Source organism: Planktosalinus lacus, assembly GCF_014640155.1.
In the GTDB taxonomy this organism is placed as follows: Bacteria; Bacteroidota; Bacteroidia; order Flavobacteriales; family Flavobacteriaceae; genus Planktosalinus; species Planktosalinus lacus.
Window position 1 is genome coordinate 24,343 of record NZ_BMGK01000006.1, and the last position, 20,965, is coordinate 45,307.

The window sequence follows — 20,965 nt, forward strand, 5'->3', positions numbered from 1 at the left end:
AAGTTTACTGAATTGTCAATGGAAATCCAGCTGAGATATCAGTCTCTCCATCAGCATTGGTAATGTCACCATTACTTACACCCTCAGCTTCCTTATTGGGCTCGTGTCTTAAAATGATGGTAAAATCACCTGCACTTGCGGCACCTGTTTCAAAGCTAAAGCTTAAGCCCAACGGGTTTCCATTGCTATCAGAATCTTCATAAGTAATGTTTGTAATATTCAGAGTATTACTTACTTGATAGAAAAACTGATGTTCCTCAGCTTCTTCTAATATTTCTTCAGTAATGTTTTCTGCTGGATTGACCAATTCATTCAAAAGGGTCAAACTTCCGGTATATACCGTCCCGGCCATCAAAGGGCCGCTAACGGTTACAACGGGGTCAGTAGGACCCTCAGGGTCTAAGTCTTTGTATTCCATTGTAATGGTTGAACCACCACCTACAAGAGTGACTTGAAGGGTTGTGATAACTTCTTCCTCTAGTATCGGCTCTATGTTATCGTCATCACTAGAGCAGGAAGTTAAAAACAGTGTAGTTATAAATAATAAACTCGTTAATTTTAAATTTTTCATTGTTAATTTTATAAATGGTTAATAATTAATTTTTACTCTTAAAACTATATTTCTCCCTAAATTGTCTGCAAAATAGCGCAGTCTATTGAGGTAATCTCTGTACTCAGTATTAAACAAATTATAAATACTCAATCCCATCGCCAGTGTTGACTTTCTGGAAAGATCAAAACGGGTGTCTACTCTGAAATGCATTAAATGATAAGCTTCGGGTGGTGTGCTAACATCAATAATTTCATTAGTTTGGCTAATGGGCAAATAAATTTCCGGATTGGTATCTGGATACTCATTTTGGCGAAATACCAAATTGCTTTCCAGCGCAAGTTTGAGGTGATTCAATTCTTCATTCTTGTACTCCAAAGTGGTGCTTAAATTAGCTGGAGTCATAAGGATCAAGGGATTTTCATCCTTGTTTTCATAACCCTTAACCAAAGCAAACTTCGAAAACATATCAAAATGCCGTGAAATCTGATAATTGGCGTCAATATCAAAGCCGAATAAATAGGCATCTTTTTGACGAAATTCCCAAACCTGATATCCACCTCTTATGGTTTGCTCCACACCGGTAGGCTCTATTAACAAAAAATCATTAACCTTATTTAAGAAAGGACTGAAGTTAAACTGAAACCTACCTGCTTTTTTATGAAGGGAAACGGCCACTTTATGAGCTACTTCCTGTTGAAACCGTAAATCGCCAATTTCAATTCTAGCGGCAGAGTGGTGCAGCCCTTCGCTAAACAGCTCAGAAGGATTCGGTCCGCGTGTAGCAAGTGAATAGTTTGTGAAAATTTCAAATTGCTCAGACAATGTGTGGGTAAACCCTAGTGTTCCTGAGAAATTATGAAAATCAAATACCGGATTTGTCAATACCTGTGTTCCAAAATCTTCTACAAAAAAATTAGCAAATTCCACATCATAGCCTCTGTTTTCCCATAGTGATGTTCGGTAGAATTTTTTGGCATCTAAATGATTGTAATCATAGCGAACACCGGCTTCCAGTTTCCAATTGTCATTTAAAGTATAGTTTCCCAAGGCGTAAACACCTAAATCATATTTGTCATAGTCCGGAATCAAACGTCTCACACCGGTATCAGGATTGGCAAAATTGTTTTGGTATCGCATCATCACACCCACATTTCCTTTAATATCTGTATGGGCATCATAGCTCAAGTCGGTGGAAAAAGTATGGGTTGTCAATTCTAAATCCACTGCAGCCTGATCACCCCTGCCGCCGCGTCGCACATCATATTCAAAACGGTTGTTAAATTGAAAGTCGTATTGAGCTTCCAGCTTTCCAAAATTACTGATGCGCATAAAGCCTTTTGCTTTCGCCAAATGATGTGTAACCTCCTGTTTGGGATTCTCAATAGAATAGGTGAAATCTTCTATTACAGAGGGCTCCTCATTTTGAATCGCAAAAAATAAATCTTCAGCATTGCCAAGATGAGAGGCTTTTAGGATGCCTGTTTCTGAGTCAAAAAAGGAATAATAACCTTCAAAACCATATGTGAATTTGTTAAGTCCAAAACGAACTGAAAAAGCCTTTTCAAACTGACCTGTATTACTTAAAACATAGTTGGGGGCTTCAAAATCACCAAACCGCTTCAAAGTTCCCTGAACGTGTCCATACCAACCAACAGCTGTTGTTTTACTCAAAGAGCTACTTAGAGTTCCGCCACGACCATTTGAGGCACCCGTTAAGATTGTACTTCCAAAAAGACTGTCTTTGCGTATTACCCTATCGGGCTCAACCAATACAATTCCTCCCACAGCATCACCACCATACTGAAGAGCAGAAGCGCCTTTAATAAGAGCAATACTTCCGGCACTGTTTAAATCTACATTCGGTGCGTGTTCTACGCCCCAGTCCTGATCCTGCATTCTAACACCATTGTTCATTATCAATACCCTGCTACTATGTAAGCCTTGAATAACAGGTTTTACAACAGTATTTCCAGAGTTTAAAGTGGAAACGCCAGACAGCAATTTGAGGGCATCACCCAGTGAAGTGTGGCTCAAATCGTCTAATGCATCCTTCTCTAGACGGCTCTCTAATTGTGAGCTAACATAGTCAATCGCTGCACTTCCTTTTACTGTTACCTGATCGAGTGTCTCCAAGTGGTGCTCCATCTGTATAATATAAGTGCCAACATAAGGAACAGTTACTGTTTTGGATACTGTAGAGCACTCAGGGTGAGATATCTGCAGGTTGTATGTTTCATCACAGAGGTTGTCTATGGTAAAATAACCATCCACATCAGTTTGAGCATATTTTTCAACACCACCGACTATAATTACAGCGCCCGATAACGGACTTCCATCGTGGAAATCAACAACACGCCCATGGAGTTCTTGCTCACAATTTTGTGAATGGACTAAACCACCAATTAATAAGAATATGATAATAAATCGCATAAATTAAATTGTTCCCCTTTACTAAAAGAGATAGATAAAACAATTGTGATAAAAATAAATCAGATTTATGCGTTTACAGGAGGCCCTCTTAAGTGTGGAGTTATAAAAAAAGAATTAAAATAATAATCCTCAATAGAAGGAAATATAGATTTAAAATTTAGAGATTGTTGTTCTTCTGATTCAAAAATAAATAAATGAAAAACTGTACTGAGCTGAAAGTCAAACAGGTCACATTCTAATTCTTGTTGATGAAAATGAGTAGTTCCGGTCTCTGTACAATGTATGTGATTGTTGTGAGCAATCAAATGCAAGGCCTCAGTAGTAAAAGGCAACAACAGAGCAATTGTAAGTAGTAATGCGGTTACTTTGAAATTTAAACCCTGCTTGGTTTTCATATAATCTTAAAATTCAATATTCAATAAAATATTAAGTGTATTTTTGTAGTGTTTTTTAACGTCCATCATAAAGACTTTTAGGGGTGAGTCTTCTTAGCATTTTTTTGACAAAATTCCAGAAAAAATCAAATTCTCCAAACAACCAACCTATCATTAAAAGAATCACTTTATACACAGGTAGAATAATCAAAATTCTAACAGGCCAATATAACCAAAAGTCTTGCGAAATTCCTAAAAGTAACGTTAAAGGTTCTCCCAGCCTTGCAGCCAGTGTTCCGGTTATACCAAAAACAATAAATATTATGATTAATTGACGGTTGGATGTAATACCCCAGCGATCTTTAAGTTTATTCATCGAAGCTTTTGGTTGTAGGTGATTTCAAAATATTTAAAATAATTGTAAAGTAAATAATTTACTTCCAAACCATAAGAAATGGAAGGGTCATAGTTGATTTCCTGAACATAAAGGTCTTTATTAAAGCCGGGAGCGTAAACGCGGTAGTTGTATTCATTCACATATTGACGGTTTCTGGTTTCAAGATAGCTTAGGCCATAATATCCTTTTGGTGGTTGAGTTACTAACCATCCGTTAAAACCAGGTTCAATAATGATGATTTCATACTCAATGCTATCATTGGCTATTCGTACAGTATCAGAAAATTCAGAATCATCCTGAGTGGTTTGAACAGTTGACTTTGTGGTGTCACAACTAATGACAACCATCGCAAAAACGAGTATGGAAAGCAAATACTTCATAACAACAAAGATACAAATTTATCAAGGAATAGATTTTTACTTAGATTTATTTAACAATATACCCCCCAAATGGAAAGAAAAATAAATCATTTTGCCCCCTTTTTAATTCTTTAAACTGGCATCCCTGAGGTGCTTTCAGAATCGTATTGATAGTTTAATGCTTCAGTAGGTTTATTACTTTCTCAGCTAATTCAAGACCTATTCTGTCCTGAGCTTCAAGAGTAGCAGCTCCTATATGTGGTGTCAAAGATATTTTAGGGTTCATCAAAACCTGAATAGCTGGTCTGGGTTCTTCCTCAAAAGTATCAAGGCCGGCAAAACCAAGTTTTCCACTATCTAAGGCTTCTTTTAAAGCCACTTCATCTAAAACACCGCCACGTGCTGCATTGATAATTCCTGCGCCGTCCTTCATTAGTTTTATTTCCTCCTTACCAATTACATACCCTTCCTGTGCGGGTATGTGTAAAGTGATAAAATCACTGGCACTCAATACCTCTTTAAAAGGAATTGTTTCAATCGTAAATGTCATTTGTTCACCTGTAAAAAAATCAAGTGTAACAGAAGTATTTTTTACAAATTTATCACAGGCAAAGACTCGCATACCACAGCCGATGGCAATTTTTGCTACTTCCTGACCAATTCTACCTAATCCTACAATACCAAGTGTCTTGCCTCTCAACTCAATGCCTTTGGCATAACTTTTTTTAAGGTCGTTAAATTTGGTATCTCCATCCAGCGGCATAGTTCTATTGGCATCATATAAAAACCGCACGCCCGTAAACAAATGCGCAAACACAAGCTCTGCAACTGATGCAGAGGAAGCTGCAGGTGTATTTATCACGTGAATTCCTTTTTCTTTGGCATATGTCACATCTATATTGTCCATACCTACCCCGCCACGTCCAATAAGTTTTAAAGATGGACAGGAATCAATCACCTCTTTTCTAACTGTGGTTGCACTGCGCACCAGTATTACATCAATTTGACGCTGATTGATGTAGTTTATGAGCTGCTCCTGGGCAACTTTGGTAGTGATTACTTCGATTCCAGCTTGTTCCAATGCGTCAATTCCGCTTTTTGATATTCCGTCGTTTGCTAATACTTTCATTGTCTTGGGTTATAGATGTAATAGTTTTATTTTAATTGAGTCTTGACTGAATTAAACTTTATTTTTGAGCTGTTGCATTGTATCAACAAGTAATTGTACACTTTCAAATGGCAATGCATTATATATGGACGCCCGGTAACCTCCAACTGATCTGTGACCGTTGAGCCCGTTGATTCCGGCTTGAGCCACTAGTTTTTCAAACATTTCCTTATGACTGTCATCTTGAAGCCTGAACGTTACATTCATCATCGAGCGGTCTTCTATATTGGTAATATTGGAAACAAACAAGTTATTACTGTCAATTGCTTTATATAATAGGCTTGCTTTTTTTGAATTTTCTTTTTCAATTTCAGAAACACCTCCTCTAGCTTTAATCCACTCTAGGGTAAGCATGGAGCAGTAAACAGCAAAAACAGAAGGCGTATTGAACATGCTTTCTTTTTCTATATGTTGGCGGTAGTTCATATAATTGGGAATTGCTCTGCTAACTTTTCCCAAAACACTTTCTTTCACCAGCACCAGAGTTGTTCCGGCAGGGCCCATGTTTTTCTGTGCACCGGCATAAATCAAGTCAAATTGAGAATAATCGATGTCCCGGGAAAAAATATCACTGCTCATATCACACACCAGAGGTGCAGAGGATTCAGGGAATTTTTTAAACTGCGTACCATAAATGGTATTGTTACTGGTGCAGTGCAAGTAACTTATTCCTGTGGGAATTTCAAATTCTTTAGGGATATAGGTAAAGTCTTGATCCTTTGATGAAGCCACTTCCAGTACTTCGCCAAAAAATCGTGCTTCTTGGATGGCTTTGCTTGCCCAGGTTCCTGTGTTTATATAGGCCGCTTTGCGTTCAAGCAGGTTTTGGGCTACCATCACAAACTGTAAACTGGCACCTCCGTGCATAAATAATGCCCGATACCCTTTACCCTCAAGTCCTGTAAGTTCCAAAGCAAGTTGTCGCGCTTGTTCCATCACTGCGACAAATTCTTTACTTCTGTGTGAAATTTCAAGTATCGACAAACCTGTATTATTATAGTTCTGTACTGCAACTGAAGCCTGTTCAATGACTTCTCGAGGAAGAATTCCGGGACCGGCACTAAAGTTGTGTTTTTTCATAGGATTCAAATTCTTAAAGTTCTTAGTACTAATTTACAGCCATTAAATTGATTAATTCAGGGCTTTTCTTCTAAATATTTAATAAAAAATCAAGCGTATTAATATTGTCAGCATAATGCCATAACTGAGGCTGTTGTGATTTTCCAAAGGCAATTTCAGTTTCTATTAAGCCCTTTGATACAACACACTGAATGAGTTTTTGGTCTTGTTTTAAACGTTGCAGCAGCTCATTTTTAGATGAGTAGCGCTCATAAAAACAACTCGCAATGGGCGAACTGTAACCTGTATCTTCTTTCAACATAAAAAAACCATTGTCAAGAAAGTCAAACTCACTCATCAAATAAACCGCTTTGTTATAATCATAATTGTTAGCATATTTTTGTTTGTTAACTAAAGTATGCCAAGGATAAATAGCATTAAAAAAAGCATCAAAATTGTAATCTTCCGGAACATACAACTTAGAAACATTTCTGCATCCCAAACCATAATACCTAAATATATCTTCACCCAAAGCGCTCAGTTGGACTTCAGACTCTTTGCCGCTTAGAACAGCTACTGAGTTTCTGTTTTTTCTTATGATATGTGGCTTCGTTTTAAAGTAATATTCAAAATAACGGGCAGTATTGTCGCTTCCGGTTGCTATCACGGCATCAAAGCCGCTGAGTTGATCCTCAGTAAATGTGATGTAACCCTTAAATCCCGGCGCAACATACTCAAGGTATTTAGCCAGATAGGGCAATAGATGCTTATCTTTGGAAGATTGTTTTACCAATACCTTATGACCTGACATTAAAACAGATAAAAAGTCGTGAAAACCAACCAATGGAATGTTTCCGGCCATTACAATAGCGACTGTCTTTGGCTCAATAGTATCGAATGAATAGGGTAGGAGCCATTCCTTTAAGTGATTGTTTTTTAGGGCCTCAGACCAGTTTTTGAGTGCAAAGCGAATGTTTTCATTGGTAAACCAACCGTTGTGTTCTTCAGCGAGTTTAATCTGGTGTAGCATCCCGTCAAAAAACATATCATTGAGAAGGACATCTTCTTTTCTAAGGGGAGGGCTTTCTACAAATTGCGATAAAAATTTCCCTAAATGAATACAGGCATTTATACGTTCTGTTAATGTCATGAAGCAATTTGGTTTTGAAATGTTTTGGAGTTATTTTTGTGCAAATTTACGTAAAGAAAAAGAAAACTATGGCAATTATAATAACAGATGAGTGTATCAATTGTGGAGCTTGTGAGCCGGAGTGTCCCAATACCGCGATATATGAGGGTGCAGACGATTGGCGCTATGCTGATGGAACTGATTTGGAAGGCAATGTAGTGCTCCCCAACGGAAAAGAAGTCAATGCTGAAGAGGTTCAAACACCTGTTAGTGATGAGATTTATTATATTGTTCCGGATAAGTGTACAGAATGTCAAGGTTTTCACGAAGAGCCTCAATGTGCTGCGGTATGTCCTGTAGACTGTTGTGTTCCCGATGATAATCACAAAGAAACAGAAGAAGAACTTTTAACGAAACAGGCATTTATGCATCATAAATAAGTCTTGCTTTATTTTTAAAAATCAAAACCGAAAGACTAATAAGTGTTTCGGTTTTTTTATTTCAACTGTTTTAAATAAATTCGTTCATTAAACAACTAATTTAATAAATAATAAAATGAAACAATTTACGCTTTTAATTTGCTTTTTACTGATGGAAAGTCTGGCTTTTGCACAATGTCCTTTTGACAGTACTATTACTTCAAACCCTGATTTAAGTGGAGGGAACCAAATACAATGTGCCGATCAGGTAATTGAGTTTACTGCACCATCAGGTTATGAAAGCTACCAATGGAAGTACAAATTTTCAGCAACTGGGAGTCCCACAAATTTTGAAGGTGAAACAAGTAATTCACTGAGCATTGTTGCCGGTGATTTGGGTTTTGCCTATGTTTTTGTAACCATTACTGAAGATAGCTGTACTGAAGATTCTAACGAAATTATGTTTGACACCTGGATCTTTCAGTCACCAGCCATTGAACACGATCCTGACACGACCCTTTGCTATGGAGAGACCTCTGTCATTTCAAATGCATTTCCAGGTCCTCAAAATTTTAGATGGTATAAAGACGGAGAATTGGTTCTTGAGGGAACACAGGATTTTTATGAAGTATCTGAAGCTGGTTCTTATCTTCTTGAGGTTTCTTATGAGCAATGTCCTGAGCAATGGCTTTCCAGTGGAGTTCCTGTAACATTTGAGGTCGTTGGTGAAGAAGTAACTATTTCTGAAATAGGAGTTGAACTTATTACTACTGAAAATGGCAACGACTATAGCTGGTTTTTTGAAGGTGTAGAAATCCCCGGAGAAAATACTTTTGCAATAACTCCAGAGCAAACCGGGAACTATACTGTAGAAGTAACTTTCGGACCTCCAACCTGTGTGATCGAATCTGAATCTTACTTTTTTGAATTTTTAAGTTTAGAAGATAATGAATTTGCAGAAGGAGTGTTTTTCAATAATACCAAAGCTGTTGACGGTCAATTTAAACTTTCTAATTTAAAAAATAAAAACTTGGATGTGAGCTTGTATGATCTTAATGGAAAACTAATATATCAAACCAATTCGTCTGCAAGTTCAATTATTATTGAAACCACTTTCCCAAAGGGAGTTTATCTCTGCCAAATACAATGTGAAGGGAAAACATTGACTGAGGCCTTAGTAAACTAATATTTTTTAACAATATAAATTAACCTGCTACCAAATGGTGGCAGGTTTAATATTCAGTTCCTGGAACAACCCTGTAGTGAAAGGGATTATAAAAAAAAGGCATAGAGGCATCTCTGTAAACTGAATTTTGCACCCCGGTTCTTCTCAGAAAATAGGGGTCATGTACTTCCACCCTGATGGAACTTTCTTTTCTAATGACTTTTCTGAAACCTAAAGTTTCTGCATTAATGGGACGTTTAGTTTCTTGTTTTCTGTTCAAATAAGATTTTTGCTTATTAAGCGCATCCTCCATACTCACCGGTTGCCAATAGTTACTAGAGGATACTCCCAGTGTTTTTGAAAAATTTAGTTTCTCATATTTTTGAACAAAAAAACTATTCTCAACAAGAAACAATTCAGGGAGTGTGTGATCGTTCATTTTTAGAAATTGAGAACCAAACTCCTGAGCAGTAAGAAGACTGCTGAAGGTTAAAAATAAAAGACTGATAAAAATCTTCATTAATTTGAATGTTTATAAAGAATCTTATCAAAAATCATCCCAAATAGTTTATTAATCCATCAACACCCAGTCACCTTTGTCGAGCAACGGAATGGCTTGCTTAAATTTCAATGATTTGGTTTCACCGCTCATCACATTTTTAATAGTTACTTTGTCGTTTCTACCAATTTTTGGTTTGTCACGAACGATTGTTTCGGTAACAGTTTGTTGTGATTGTGTCTGCCCTGCAGCCCTTGATTGCGCTGCGCGTTCATCCATATTTGGAATTTCATCTTTTTGTGTTTTCAGATTTTCCTTAGGCTTGCTTTGGCGGGCTTCCCGGATTTGTGCCTGGTCCTGCTGTGGCAATTCACCTTTAAATAAAAAGGAGACTACATCTTTATTAACCTTTTCTATCATCACCTTAAAGAGTTCAAAGGCCTCAAACTTATAAATAAGTAATGGATCTTTTTGCTCGTGGACAGCTAATTGTACAGACTGTTTTAATTCATCCATTTTGCGTAAATGGGTTTTCCAGGCATCGTCAATAATGGCCAGGGTGATGTTCTTTTCAAAATCCAGAATCAATTGTTTGCCTTCAGTTTCATAAGCTTTTTCAAGATCGGTAGCTACATTCAGCGTCTTCACTCCGTCACTGAATGGAACCAGAATGCGTTTGTATTGATCTTTTTGTTGTTCATAGACATTTTTAATTACCGGGTAAGCAATTTCAGCATTGCGAATCATACGCTCCTGATAGTACTTGTATGCAACTTTGTATACAATACCAGCAATTTCAAGCGTGTCTTTTTTCTCAAATTCTTCCTGAGTCACAGGGGCACTGATTGAGAAAAAGCGAATGAGTTCAAACTCAAAGTTTTTATAATCTTGTGCCAACTTGTTGGATTCAGCAATGACCTCAGAGGTGTCATAAATCATATTTGCTATGTCAACTCTAAGTCGTTCTCCAAACAAAGCATGATATCTTCTTTTATAGATCACTTCACGCTGGGCATTCATCACATCATCATATTCCAAGAGACGTTTTCTGATTCCAAAGTTATTTTCTTCTACTTTTTTCTGAGCACGTTCAATCGATTTGGAAATCATAGAATGCTGAATTACTTCACCTTCCTTCAAGCCCATTCTATCCATCAGTTTGGCAATTCGGTCACTTCCAAACAAGCGCATCAGGTTGTCTTCGAGTGATACATAAAATTGTGAACTACCCGGATCTCCCTGACGTCCACTTCGTCCACGTAACTGTCTGTCTACTCGGCGGGAATCATGACGCTCCGTGCCAATAATAGCAAGACCTCCGGCTTTTTTTACTTCTTCAGAGAGTTTGATATCGGTACCTCGACCTGCCATATTGGTTGCTATGGTAACCACACCTGCATGTCCGGCTTCCTCAACAATTTGTGCCTCTTTTTTGTGAAGTTTAGCGTTCAACACATTGTGCTTAATTTTTCGAAGGGTAAGCATTTTACTGAGTAATTCAGAAATATCTACAGAAGTAGTACCAATCAGAACCGGTCTTCCGGCATTGGAAAGTTCAACTACTTCATCAATCACTGCATTGAATTTTTCGCGTTTGGTTTTATAAATTTTATCCTGCCGATCATCTCGTGCAATTGGTCTGTTGGTGGGAATTTCAACTACATCAAGTTTATAAATTTCCCAAAGTTCACCTGCTTCGGTAACGGCAGTACCGGTCATACCAGCAAGCTTGCGGTACATTCTGAAATAGTTTTGAAGCGTGATTGTTGCAAAAGTTTGAGTGAGGGCTTCAATTTTTACATTTTCCTTGGCCTCAATCGCCTGGTGCAAACCATCGCTGTAACGACGCCCGTCCATAATACGTCCGGTTTGTTCATCAACAATCATCACCTTGTTGTCCATCACCACATACTGGGTGTCTTTTTCAAACAAGGCATAGGCTTTAAGCAATTGGTTCATCGTATGAATGCGTTCGCTTTTCACAGCAAACTCTCTAAACAATTCCTCTTTGGCTTTAGCTTCTTCTTCTTTTGAGAGTTCTTTGGCTTCAATATTAGCAATTTCAAGTCCTATTTCAGGCATTACAAAAAAATCGGGGTCTTTTTCGCCAGATAGGAACTCAACTCCCTTATCTGATAGTTCAATCTGGTTGTTTTTTTCATCAATCACAAAGTACAATTCAGCATCTACCTTAGGCATTTCCTTATTGTTATCAAGCATATAGAAATTTTCGGTTTTCTGAAGGATTTGCTTAATGCCTTCTTCAGAAAGGTACTTGATCAAAGCTTTGTTTTTAGGCAAACCTCTGTAAACCCTCAATAATTTTAATCCACCTTCTTTGGTTTTTCCTTCGGCGATGAGTTTTTTGGCTTCTGCTAAAACACCTGTTAAATATTTACGTTGAATTTCCACCAATTCACTAATTTGTGGTTTGAGCTCTGTAAACTCGTGGCGGTCACCTTCGGGAACTGGCCCTGAAATAATTAAAGGTGTACGCGCATCATCAATCAATACAGAATCCACCTCATCCACGATGGCGTAGTGATGTGGACGCTGAACCAAGTCAGTAGGAGCGTGGGCCATGTTATCACGCAGGTAATCAAAACCAAACTCGTTGTTGGTTCCATAAGTTATATCGGCATTGTAGGCCTTTCTTCTCGCTTCTGAATTGGGTTGGTGATAGTCAACACAATCTACACTTAAACCGTGAAATTCAAAAATAGGAGCCATCCACGCACTGTCACGTTTGGCCAGGTAGTCGTTTACGGTAACCAGATGCACCCCGTTTCCTGCAAGGGCATTAAGGTAAACCGGCAAAGTAGCCACCAATGTTTTACCTTCTCCCGTTTGCATCTCGGCCACTTTTCCTTGGTGGAGCGCAATACCACCAATAAGTTGTACGTCGTAGTGAACCATATCCCAGGTCACTTCTTTTCCGGCTGCATCCCACGAGTTTGACCACAGGGCTTTATCGCCATCAAGGGTTACATAATCTTTGGTAGCTGAAAGCTCACGATCAAAAGAAGTGGCAGTTACTTCAAGGGTTGTATTGTTAATAAAACGCTTAGCAGTTTCTTTTACTACAGCAAAAGCTTCAGGAAGTATTTCGTCCAGCACCTGCTTTTCGATCGTGTAAATTTCGTCTCTAAGCTTGTCTATTTCAGCATAGATGTCTTCATTGCGGTTTATGTCGCCAGATGCATTTGCTTCTTCTGAGAGTTGTTTTATTTGTGCATCCAACTCCTTTCGCGAGTCAGCTATCTTTTGCTTAAAGGTTTCAGATTTAGCGCGTAGTTCGTCTAATGAAAGTTGTTCTAAAGCCGATTCAAATTGTTTTATTTGTTTGACAATCGGCATGATTTTACCTACGTCCTGTTTGGATTTATCTCCTACAAATACTTTTAATACTTTATCAATAAAGGTCATAATTGTCTTTTGGTATTGTACTGCTTCAAAATTAAGCAAAAAAAAAGCCTCTGTCGAGACTTTCTTATATGTTTTTATTTTTTTGGTTAATATTCATCCTCATTCCAAAGATAATCTTCGTCAGTAGGGTAGTCGGGCCAAATTTCCTCAATAGAGTCATATGCGTCATCCTCATCTTCGATCGCTTGAAGGTTTTCCACGACTTCGAGAGGCGCTCCAGTTCTGATTGCATAATCAATCAGTTCATCTTTGGTGGCAGGCCAAGGGGCATCACTTAAATAGGATGCTAATTCTAATGTCCAGTACATAGCACTTCAGTTTAATTTTTTGCAAAAATAATTTTTTAGTTGAGAAAGTCAAGAAAAAAAAGAATTATTTCTACTTTATTTATAAGAACTTTATAATATTTATTTTAATAGGCTGAATACTAAATAAATACACAAAAGTTAATCTTTCTTTTCCGGGATCCATTTAATTTCTTCAACCTCCAACTCTTGGGACAATTTTCGTGCCAGCATAAACAAGTAGTCAGAGAGCCTGTTTAAATACATCAAAACCTTTTCGTCAACCGGCTCTTGTTCATTCAAATAGCTGGTTTGTCGCTCTGCACGCCGACATACACAACGGGCAATGTGACAGAATGACACTGTTTGATGCCCCCCAGGCAACACAAAATGAGTCATTGGTGGAAGAAATTCGTTCATTTCATCGATGCTGGTTTCCAGTAAGGCAATATTTTCGTCACTTATTTTAGGTATGTTGAGTCTTTCTTTCCCATTTTTTAGAACGGCTTTCGCCGGATCGGTGGCAAGAATGGCACCTACTGTAAATAAACGGTCCTGTATGTGGTTGAGTAATTTCTTATGACTCTTGGAGATATCCTGATCGCGTATTAATCCGATGTGCGAATTCAGTTCATCGACTGTACCGTAACTTTCAATGCGAATGTGGTGTTTAGGAACACGCGTACCTCCAAATAGAGCAGTTGTTCCTTTATCACCGGTTTTGGTATATATTTTCATTTAATGTACAAAGTTAAAACTCTAAATTAAAAGATTCAATTTACAATTTAATTCAATAATTTCGAAGAATACACAACGTCTAAAGACGACTAAAAAATTTATTCTTCTTTGCTAACATTTTTCTTTCGATCCATAAAGCGTTTTCTGAAATTGCGTTTTTTTTGCTTGGCTCTGTTTCGCTTTAATCGCGTACTGTTCCAGATAAAAAACGCAAAAAAAGCAATCACTATTCCCAAGTACAAAAGTAAATCACTATCAGTTGAAAACCATTCTGCCATTGTTAGTTTTTTAACAAAGGTGATTAATTAAATATAAAAATCCAAAGAGGGTTAATCTAAAATAAATGATTGATTTTATTATTAAATACGTTAAAAAAACAAAATTAATCCATTTATAAAAAATTATTCATTTGGCACAGGGAAGCCACGATCGCGCATAAGAGCATCAATTTTGGCATCACGTCCTCTAAACTTTTTGTAAGCTTCTGTGGGATCCATTGCGTTGCGAGGAGCAAAGAGGTAGTTGACCAATTTGTCTGCCAATTCTCTATCGTAAAAACCACCTGGAGCTTCTTCAAAAGCTTCTGCGGCATCACTGGTTAACACATCTGCCCACATATAACCGTAATAAGCTGTTGCGTAGCCTTCACCAGAAAAGACGTGTCCAAAGTGAGGACTGCGGTGGCGCATAACAATTTCTTCAGGCATTCCCAGTTCCTTTAAAGTTTCTTTTTCAAATTTACGCGGGTTGATGTCTGAAGGATCTGTTGTGTGGTATTTCATATCCATTAAAGCCGATGCTAAAAATTCAGTTGTTGCAAAGCCTTGATTAAAGGTTGAGGAATTTTTGATTTTTGCCACCAGACTTTTAGGAATGACTTCACCGGTTTTGTGGTGTTTTAAAAAGCGGTTGATAACTTCATCAGTATACAGCCATCGTTCTAACAGTTGAGATTGAAACTCGGTATAATCTCTTACTCCACCATTCAAAGTGGGATAAGTAACGTTTGATGAAAGATAATGTAATGCATGACCAAACTCGTGGAAAAATGTTTCTGCATCATCCCAGGAAATTAAAACAGATTCACCTTCGGGTGCTTTTACAAAGTTAGAATTGTTTGAAGCCAGTACTGTTCGTTTTTCGTCATAATTGGCATGGCTTCTGTATTGTGTAGCCCAGGCACCTGAACGTTTTCCTTGACGTGCAAAAGGATCGAGATAAAATAGTCCTATATGAACGCCACTACTTTTGTCAGTTACTTCCCAAACTTTGACATCTTCGTGAAAAACAGGCACACTACTATCGGTGATGGGAATAAAGTTATAATTAAACAATTCTCCCGCTACATAAAAAATGGCCTCTGTAAGATTATTGAGTTCGAGGTATTGTTTGACTTCGTCAGAGTCAAGGTCATATTTGTCTTTACGAACTTTCTCTGCATAGTATCGGTAGTCCCAGGGTTCAATGGTGATATTTGCATTTTCAGCATTGGCAATAGCTTGCATTTCTGTTACTTCTTCTTCAACGCGTGCTAGAGCTGCCGGCCAAACAGTTTCCATAAGTTCCATTGCATTTTCAGGTTTTTTGGCCATACGATCTTGCAAGCGCCATTGTGCAAAGTTTTCATAGCCCATTAGTTGAACTCGTTCGTGACGCAATTTCAGTATTTTAGAAATGATTTCATTGTTGTCATATTCGTCCTGATTATCACCACGGGAGTAGTAGGTTCGCCACACTTTTTCGCGTAAGCTTCTTTCATCAGAATATGTGAGAAAGGGGTCCATCGAGGAGCGGGTATTGGTAATGGCATACTCACTTTCTCGACCGCGGTCTGACGCAGCTTTGGCAGCTGCATTGATAAACGAGCCTGGCAATCCGCTGAGCTGATCTTTGGTGATATAAGTTACATAGTTTTCTTCATCGTGGAGCACATTGTTGGAAAATTTGGTGTATAAAGAAGAAAGTTCTTTGTTCATTTCGGCAAAGCGTTTTTTATCTTCTTCGTTTAGATTGGCTCCGTTCATTTCAAATTCCTGATAAGTCAGCTTAACAAGACGTTGTTTTTCTGTGTCTAAAGGTTGTTTTTGTGCGTTTTCGTATACGGTTTTAATGCGCTGGAACAATGCTTTGTTTTGTTGGATTTTGGAGTTGTATTCAGAAATTTTTGGCGACAATTCTGCCTGAATTTCACGAAATTCAGGGGTTGACATATTACTGCTCCAGATGCCGTAGTAAGTAAACAAACGGTTGATTTCACTTCCTGCTGTTTCCATTGCGAGAATGGTATTTTCAAAAGTGGGTTCTTCAGGATTGTTTGCAATGGAATCAATTTCATTGAGATGAGATGTCATTGCTGTATCCATTGCAGGTTTTAAATCTTCCAGATCCATCTTATCGAAGGCGGGCACACCTTGATAGGGTCCTGTCCATTCAGCGAGTAATGGGTTTTCATTCATGGTGTTGGTGTTTTCAGTATCGTTTTTTGTATCTGCACAAGAAGCAAACAGAATGATTGCAGTAAGCCCGAGATAGTGTTTCAGGGGTTTTAAAGTTAGTTTTGTCATAGTTTGGAATATTATTATGCTTAATAAGTTTCCGAATGTACGTATTTTTAGTAAATTAAATATTTGCTATAAACGAAGCGGCTTTTAATCAATTGAAAATACTTCATTGAGTTGAGGAATAATGGCTTTATAGCCATAGGTATCGTTGATTTTTACTCTTAACGTGTCTAGTGCTGTGGGTTCGCCATGTACTAAAAATACTTGCTCTGGAACGTTTTTAATTGAGCTCATCCAGTCAATAAGTTCACTTTGATCAGCATGTGCTGAGAGGCTTTGAATGGTTTTGATTTGTGCTTTTACAGGAATATATTTGCCGTGAAGCTTTAGTTCGTGAGCACCTTCCTGAAGTTGTCGTCCGCGTGTTCCTTCAGCCTGATACCCGGCGAGAAGCACAATGGTTTCAGATTTGTCAAGGTAGTATCTAAGATAGGTTAAAACCCGTCCTCCGGTAACCATTCCACTACCTGCGATGACAACTTTGGCACGTTTATCATCAATAGTTTTCCAGGTATCCTTATAACTGGTTATAATGTTAAAATGGTTTTTAAGTGCGTTGAACTCACTTCCTGAAAGTTTGTGCCAATCGGGAAATTGAGAAAAAATATCGATGACTTCGTTGCCCATCGGGCTATCTATAAAAACTGGAATGTGTGGAATTTTATTTTTACTGTACAATTCCCATAATTTATACATCAGAGTTTGCAAACGCTCTACTGCAAAACTGGGAATTATCAATGTTCCTTTTGATTGAACGCATTGTTTAATGGCTTCGGTTAGCATGCTATCAGCATCGTTTTCAGGATGCATTTTGTTTCCGTAAGTACTTTCCATTACTAATATATCTGCCCATTCCGGCTTAGTGGGAGGAGCGAGTAGCAAGTCATTTTTACGACCAATATCTCCTGAAAAGACAATTACTTTTCCATTTATATCTACTTCGATGAAGGTAGCACCAATGATATGTCCGTTTTTTTGATGGCGGTATTGGATATTATCATTCAAGGGAATCCACTTACCCGTTTTTTTTGTTTCAAAATATTTGATGGTTTTTTCGGCATCTTCTAGGGTGTAAAAGGGCAAAGCAGGCTGGTGGGAAGAGAACCCTTCTTCATTAGCTTGTTTGGCTTCTTCCTCTTGAATCACAGCACTGTCTCTGAGAATTACTTCTGCGATAGCCAGGGTGGGAGCAGTTCCGAAAACGTGTCCCTTAAATCCTTGCTGGACCAGTTTTGGTAAATATCCGCAATGGTCTAAATGACCGTGAGTGAGTAAGACATAATCGATATTTTTAGCCGGAAAAGGCAAGGGTTCCCAATTGAGCAATCTAAGTTCTTTTAATCCCTGAAACATTCCGCAGTCAATTAATATGCTGGTCTGTGGAGTTTCGATTAAAAATTTGGAACCTGTAACGGTATGTGCGGCACCAAAAAAGTGAAGTTTCAAATCTGATTTCATAACTTTTCTATTTGACACCATTAAATTTACGGATTAATTTACAAATTGTACCATCCAATTTTGATAAGCTATCAAATAAAATTTATAAAAAAAACGCTCCAAGATAGGAGCGTTTTTTTTATTTAATATTTGAAATAAACTAATTAGCTATATCAGCAATTTCAATTTTAAAGATTAAGTCTGCATTGGGTGGAATTACAGAACCTGCTCCGTTTTCACCATATCCCAGATAAGAAGGGATAAATAAAACGGCTTCATCACCTACTTTCATTTCTAACATTCCTTCTTTAAAGCCTGCGATTAGTTGTGCATCTCTACTGTATTCAGCAGGCATTGGTGCATATTGATTTGCCTGAAGTCTACGTGGATCAACCATTTCATATTTTTCGGCAATTTCCAGTTTGCTGGAATCAAATAAGGTGCCATCTGACAAATAACCTTCATAGTTAATCAAGACTCGCTGTCCTTCTTTAGGTTGAACGCCGTCACCTTTTTTTGTAAAAAACATTTTTAGACCTGAAGGAAGTTCTTCTGCTTCTTCTTTAAGTTTATTGAACTCAGCAGCTGTTTCTTCTTTAATCTCATTTAAACGAGCTTCCTTTTCTTTACGTTCATTTTCTACTGATTCCATTTCTTTCTCAAAAGAGTTGAGACTTACATTTCCTTTTCTAATGATGTTCAATTTTTCAATAACCACTGCTTCTTGAGGTACGTCACGTTCGTTTGTTGGAACCTGATTGATTGCTTCTACTACTTCCATACCCATCACGACTTCACCAAAAACGGTGTGCATCCCATTGAGGTGTGGTGTTTCTTTTGCAGTAATAAAAAATTGGCTTCCATTTGTATCAGGACCTGAGTTTGCCATTGAGAGAATCCCTTTTTTATTATGTTCAAGACCTTCTACGATTTCATCGGGAAATCTGTATCCGGGATTTCCTGTACCATTGCCAAGTGGATCACCACCTTGAATCATGAAATCTTTAATGACTCGGTGAAACACTAAGCTATCATAAAATGGTTTTCCTTCATAGGTGCTATCAACCAATGCGTTATTACCTTCTGCTAAATCCACAAAATTTGATACGGTAATGGGTGTTTGTTCGTGGAAAAGTTTAGCAACAAAAGTACCTTTGTTAGTTATAAATTCTGCATAAACTCCATCTTCAAGATCAGGATATTTATCCTGACATGCAAAAAGTGTAAATGCAAAAAATGCGAATAATAAAGTTGTTTTTTTCATAAAAATAAAAATTGTTTTTAATTGATTTGTTCTATGTTTAAAATTGTAACTGTTGTGATTATAGGCATATTGGCACCAATGCGTTTTAAATCGCCATAATAACCAAATGCTTTGTGAGAAGGTAATAAAAAGGTTGCTGTTTCCCCCTCTTTCATCAGTTTGAGACCTTCCCGCAAGCCACTGATGAGTTCCTCTTTATCCATATGATATTCTTGAGTGCCAAGTTCTTCTTTTGTATATATGATATTTCCATTCAAGTCTTTAATATCATATTCATATTCTACTATATCACCAAAATCAGCTTGTTCAGTTTCTGAAGGAATTTGGTTATTAAAAAAATACCAAAACCCTTGTTCTGATGAGAGGTATTCTCTGGAAGTGTCCTTTTCGATGATGGCAAGGATATCTTTTTCATCGGCGGCGATAATTTTTTTATTCATGGCAACCGAGGCATCAATATAACTGCCTGATGTTGTTTTAACAGGTCTTCTGGCTTCAGGTGTCTTGCATGCCGAAAAAACCAAAAACATTCCAAGGACAGTTATGAAAAATTTATTCATTCGAAAGTTCATTTTTATAGAGTTGCAAGTTAGTAATAAAATCACTAATTGTTTCTTTAAGGCTTACCGAACTTCTTCCTCCTGCCGCATTGTTATGTCCACCACCATTGAAATGGTTTCTTGCAAATTCGTTTACAGAGAAGTCTCCAATACTTCTAAAAGATATTTTGATTATTTCTTCTTGTTTGTTTTCAATAAAAATTGCTGCAAAAACGATTCCTTTAACAGAAAGTGCATAATTAACAAATCCTTCGGTGTCTCCTTTTTTAAAGTTATGCCGGTCGAGTTCATCCTGAGTAAGGGTTATGTATGCTGTGTGGAATGGTTCTAAGATTTGCAGATTTTGCAATGCAACTCCCAGCAATTGCATTCTCTCAGGACTGTTAGTGTCAAAAACTGCCTGATGAATCATGGCATTGTCAATACCCAAGTCGATGAGTTTGGCAGCAACCCGATGAGTTTCACTTGAAGTGGAACTAAAACGGAATGAGCCTGTGTCTGTCATAATACCCGTATAAATACATGTTGCAATGGATTGATCTATTAGGTTTGCTCCTTGCATCATTTCAATGAAATGATATACCATCTCAGCAGTAGAGCTCATAGTGACATCACTGTATTTATAAGTAGCGAAATCACCAGGCTGTTGGTGGTGGTCAATTAACGCAAATGGAGTATTGAGTGATTCCAGCAGGTGTTGCATATCCTCGCCCACACGCGAAAGAGTATTAAAATCAAGAGTAAAGATCAATTCAGCATCTTTGATAGCTTTTGTTGCTTGCTTGGTTGCTTTGTCAAAAATGAGGATAGTATCGCTTTCTGGTAGCCACTTTAAAAAATCAGGAAAATCATTGGGTACAATAACTGTGGTGGATTGATTAATTTTTTTTAGAAACTGAGATAAAGCAAGGGTAGCTCCTACAGCATCTCCATCTGGACCTTTATGGCCTAGAATAACAATTTTTCTTTTGGAAGAAAGAAACTTTTTTAATGCATTGATTTGATTTTGATCCACAACTAGTTATTAAAATTATATAAAATTCAATTTGTTTGATTTATGTGTTTTCTGCACAGGTCACGAATATAAAAAATATGTAAGGTGTTACAGAATAAAAACCCTGTTTTTTACAAACGACAACTCAT

The 20,965-nt window shown here is 37.6% G+C and carries 20 protein-coding genes; 2 read left to right on the forward strand and 18 right to left on the reverse strand.

All coding sequences use genetic code 11. The annotated features are described in order from the left end of the window. Positions 1 to 4: 4 nt before the first annotated feature. The 8 genes from IEV69_RS08100 to IEV69_RS08135 all read right to left on the reverse strand — a co-directional run bounded on the left by IEV69_RS08100 (position 5) and on the right by IEV69_RS08135 (position 7,490). On the reverse strand, positions 5 to 571 hold the full coding sequence (locus IEV69_RS08100; protein WP_188441329.1) for a type 1 periplasmic binding fold superfamily protein: 567 nt from the start codon (positions 569 to 571) through the stop codon (positions 5 to 7). Positions 572 to 589: 18 nt separating this feature from the next. Beyond that, complete coding sequence (locus tag IEV69_RS08105) at positions 590 to 2,983, reverse strand: TonB-dependent receptor (protein WP_188441330.1); 2,394 nt, start codon at positions 2,981 to 2,983, stop codon at positions 590 to 592. A 65-nt stretch (positions 2,984 to 3,048) separates the two neighbouring features. Continuing rightward, on the reverse strand, positions 3,049 to 3,378 hold the full coding sequence (locus tag IEV69_RS08110; protein ID WP_188441331.1) for a hypothetical protein: 330 nt from the start codon (positions 3,376 to 3,378) through the stop codon (positions 3,049 to 3,051). A gap of 55 nt (positions 3,379 to 3,433) precedes the next feature. Then, complete coding sequence (locus IEV69_RS08115; protein WP_188441332.1) at positions 3,434 to 3,733, reverse strand: DUF6787 family protein; 300 nt, start codon at positions 3,731 to 3,733, stop codon at positions 3,434 to 3,436. Then, complete coding sequence (locus IEV69_RS08120; protein ID WP_188441333.1) at positions 3,730 to 4,134, reverse strand: DUF6146 family protein; 405 nt, start codon at positions 4,132 to 4,134, stop codon at positions 3,730 to 3,732. Before IEV69_RS08120 ends, IEV69_RS08115 begins: the two co-directional genes overlap by 4 nt. Positions 4,135 to 4,288: 154 nt before the next feature. Further along, a complete protein-coding gene (locus IEV69_RS08125) occupies positions 4,289 to 5,242 on the reverse strand; it encodes a D-2-hydroxyacid dehydrogenase (protein ID WP_188441335.1) in 954 nt (317 codons plus the stop codon). Positions 5,243 to 5,293: 51 nt separating this feature from the next. Beyond that, positions 5,294 to 6,361, reverse strand: coding sequence for a 3-phosphoserine/phosphohydroxythreonine transaminase (gene serC / locus IEV69_RS08130; RefSeq protein WP_188441337.1), 1,068 nt, complete (start codon positions 6,359 to 6,361; stop codon positions 5,294 to 5,296). Between the two features lie 70 nt (positions 6,362 to 6,431). Next, positions 6,432 to 7,490: an acyl-CoA reductase gene (locus tag IEV69_RS08135; RefSeq protein ID WP_188441339.1), complete on the reverse strand. Its 1,059-nt coding sequence runs from the start codon at positions 7,488 to 7,490 to the stop codon at positions 6,432 to 6,434. Between the two features lie 68 nt (positions 7,491 to 7,558). On the opposite strand from IEV69_RS08135, the gene IEV69_RS08140 reads away from it, so the two are divergent. Both IEV69_RS08140 and IEV69_RS08145 read left to right on the forward strand, forming a co-directional pair. Continuing rightward, positions 7,559 to 7,909, forward strand: a complete 351-nt coding sequence (locus IEV69_RS08140; protein ID WP_188441341.1) for a 4Fe-4S dicluster domain-containing protein — start codon at positions 7,559 to 7,561, stop codon at positions 7,907 to 7,909. A 115-nt stretch (positions 7,910 to 8,024) separates the two neighbouring features. Then, on the forward strand, positions 8,025 to 9,074 hold the full coding sequence (locus IEV69_RS08145; protein WP_188441343.1) for a T9SS type A sorting domain-containing protein: 1,050 nt from the start codon (positions 8,025 to 8,027) through the stop codon (positions 9,072 to 9,074). A 46-nt stretch (positions 9,075 to 9,120) separates the two neighbouring features. Here IEV69_RS08145 and IEV69_RS08150 read toward each other — a convergent pair whose 3' ends face one another. The 10 genes from IEV69_RS08150 to IEV69_RS08195 form a co-directional block, all read right to left on the reverse strand. Beyond that, positions 9,121 to 9,573, reverse strand: coding sequence for a hypothetical protein (locus tag IEV69_RS08150; RefSeq protein ID WP_188441345.1), 453 nt, complete (start codon positions 9,571 to 9,573; stop codon positions 9,121 to 9,123). A gap of 51 nt (positions 9,574 to 9,624) precedes the next feature. Next, a complete protein-coding gene (secA, locus tag IEV69_RS08155) occupies positions 9,625 to 12,978 on the reverse strand; it encodes a preprotein translocase subunit SecA (protein ID WP_188441347.1) in 3,354 nt (1,117 codons plus the stop codon). 86 nt (positions 12,979 to 13,064) lie between these two features. Beyond that, positions 13,065 to 13,286 (reverse strand): DUF2795 domain-containing protein, encoded by a 222-nt coding sequence (locus IEV69_RS08160; RefSeq protein ID WP_188441348.1) that lies wholly within the window; start codon positions 13,284 to 13,286, stop codon positions 13,065 to 13,067. 138 nt (positions 13,287 to 13,424) lie between these two features. Next, positions 13,425 to 14,000, reverse strand: coding sequence for a cob(I)yrinic acid a,c-diamide adenosyltransferase (locus IEV69_RS08165; RefSeq protein ID WP_188441350.1), 576 nt, complete (start codon positions 13,998 to 14,000; stop codon positions 13,425 to 13,427). A gap of 98 nt (positions 14,001 to 14,098) precedes the next feature. Continuing rightward, complete coding sequence (locus tag IEV69_RS08170) at positions 14,099 to 14,278, reverse strand: hypothetical protein (RefSeq protein WP_188441352.1); 180 nt, start codon at positions 14,276 to 14,278, stop codon at positions 14,099 to 14,101. 123 nt (positions 14,279 to 14,401) lie between these two features. After that, positions 14,402 to 16,564 carry a M3 family metallopeptidase gene (locus IEV69_RS08175; protein WP_188441354.1) on the reverse strand — a complete coding sequence of 721 codons (2,163 nt, stop codon included), beginning with the start codon at positions 16,562 to 16,564 and terminating at the stop codon, positions 14,402 to 14,404. 84 nt (positions 16,565 to 16,648) lie between these two features. Beyond that, positions 16,649 to 18,019 (reverse strand): MBL fold metallo-hydrolase RNA specificity domain-containing protein, encoded by a 1,371-nt coding sequence (locus IEV69_RS08180; RefSeq protein WP_188441356.1) that lies wholly within the window; start codon positions 18,017 to 18,019, stop codon positions 16,649 to 16,651. 139 nt (positions 18,020 to 18,158) lie between these two features. After that, on the reverse strand, positions 18,159 to 19,262 hold the full coding sequence (locus IEV69_RS08185) for a peptidylprolyl isomerase (RefSeq protein ID WP_188441358.1): 1,104 nt from the start codon (positions 19,260 to 19,262) through the stop codon (positions 18,159 to 18,161). 17 nt (positions 19,263 to 19,279) lie between these two features. After that, entirely contained in the window at positions 19,280 to 19,822 is a 543-nt protein-coding gene (gldI, locus tag IEV69_RS08190) for a gliding motility-associated peptidyl-prolyl isomerase GldI (protein WP_188441360.1), read from the reverse strand. Beyond that, positions 19,815 to 20,837 carry a DHH family phosphoesterase gene (locus IEV69_RS08195; RefSeq protein ID WP_188441362.1) on the reverse strand — a complete coding sequence of 341 codons (1,023 nt, stop codon included), beginning with the start codon at positions 20,835 to 20,837 and terminating at the stop codon, positions 19,815 to 19,817. Before IEV69_RS08195 ends, gldI begins: the two co-directional genes overlap by 8 nt. Positions 20,838 to 20,965 lie beyond the last annotated feature (128 nt).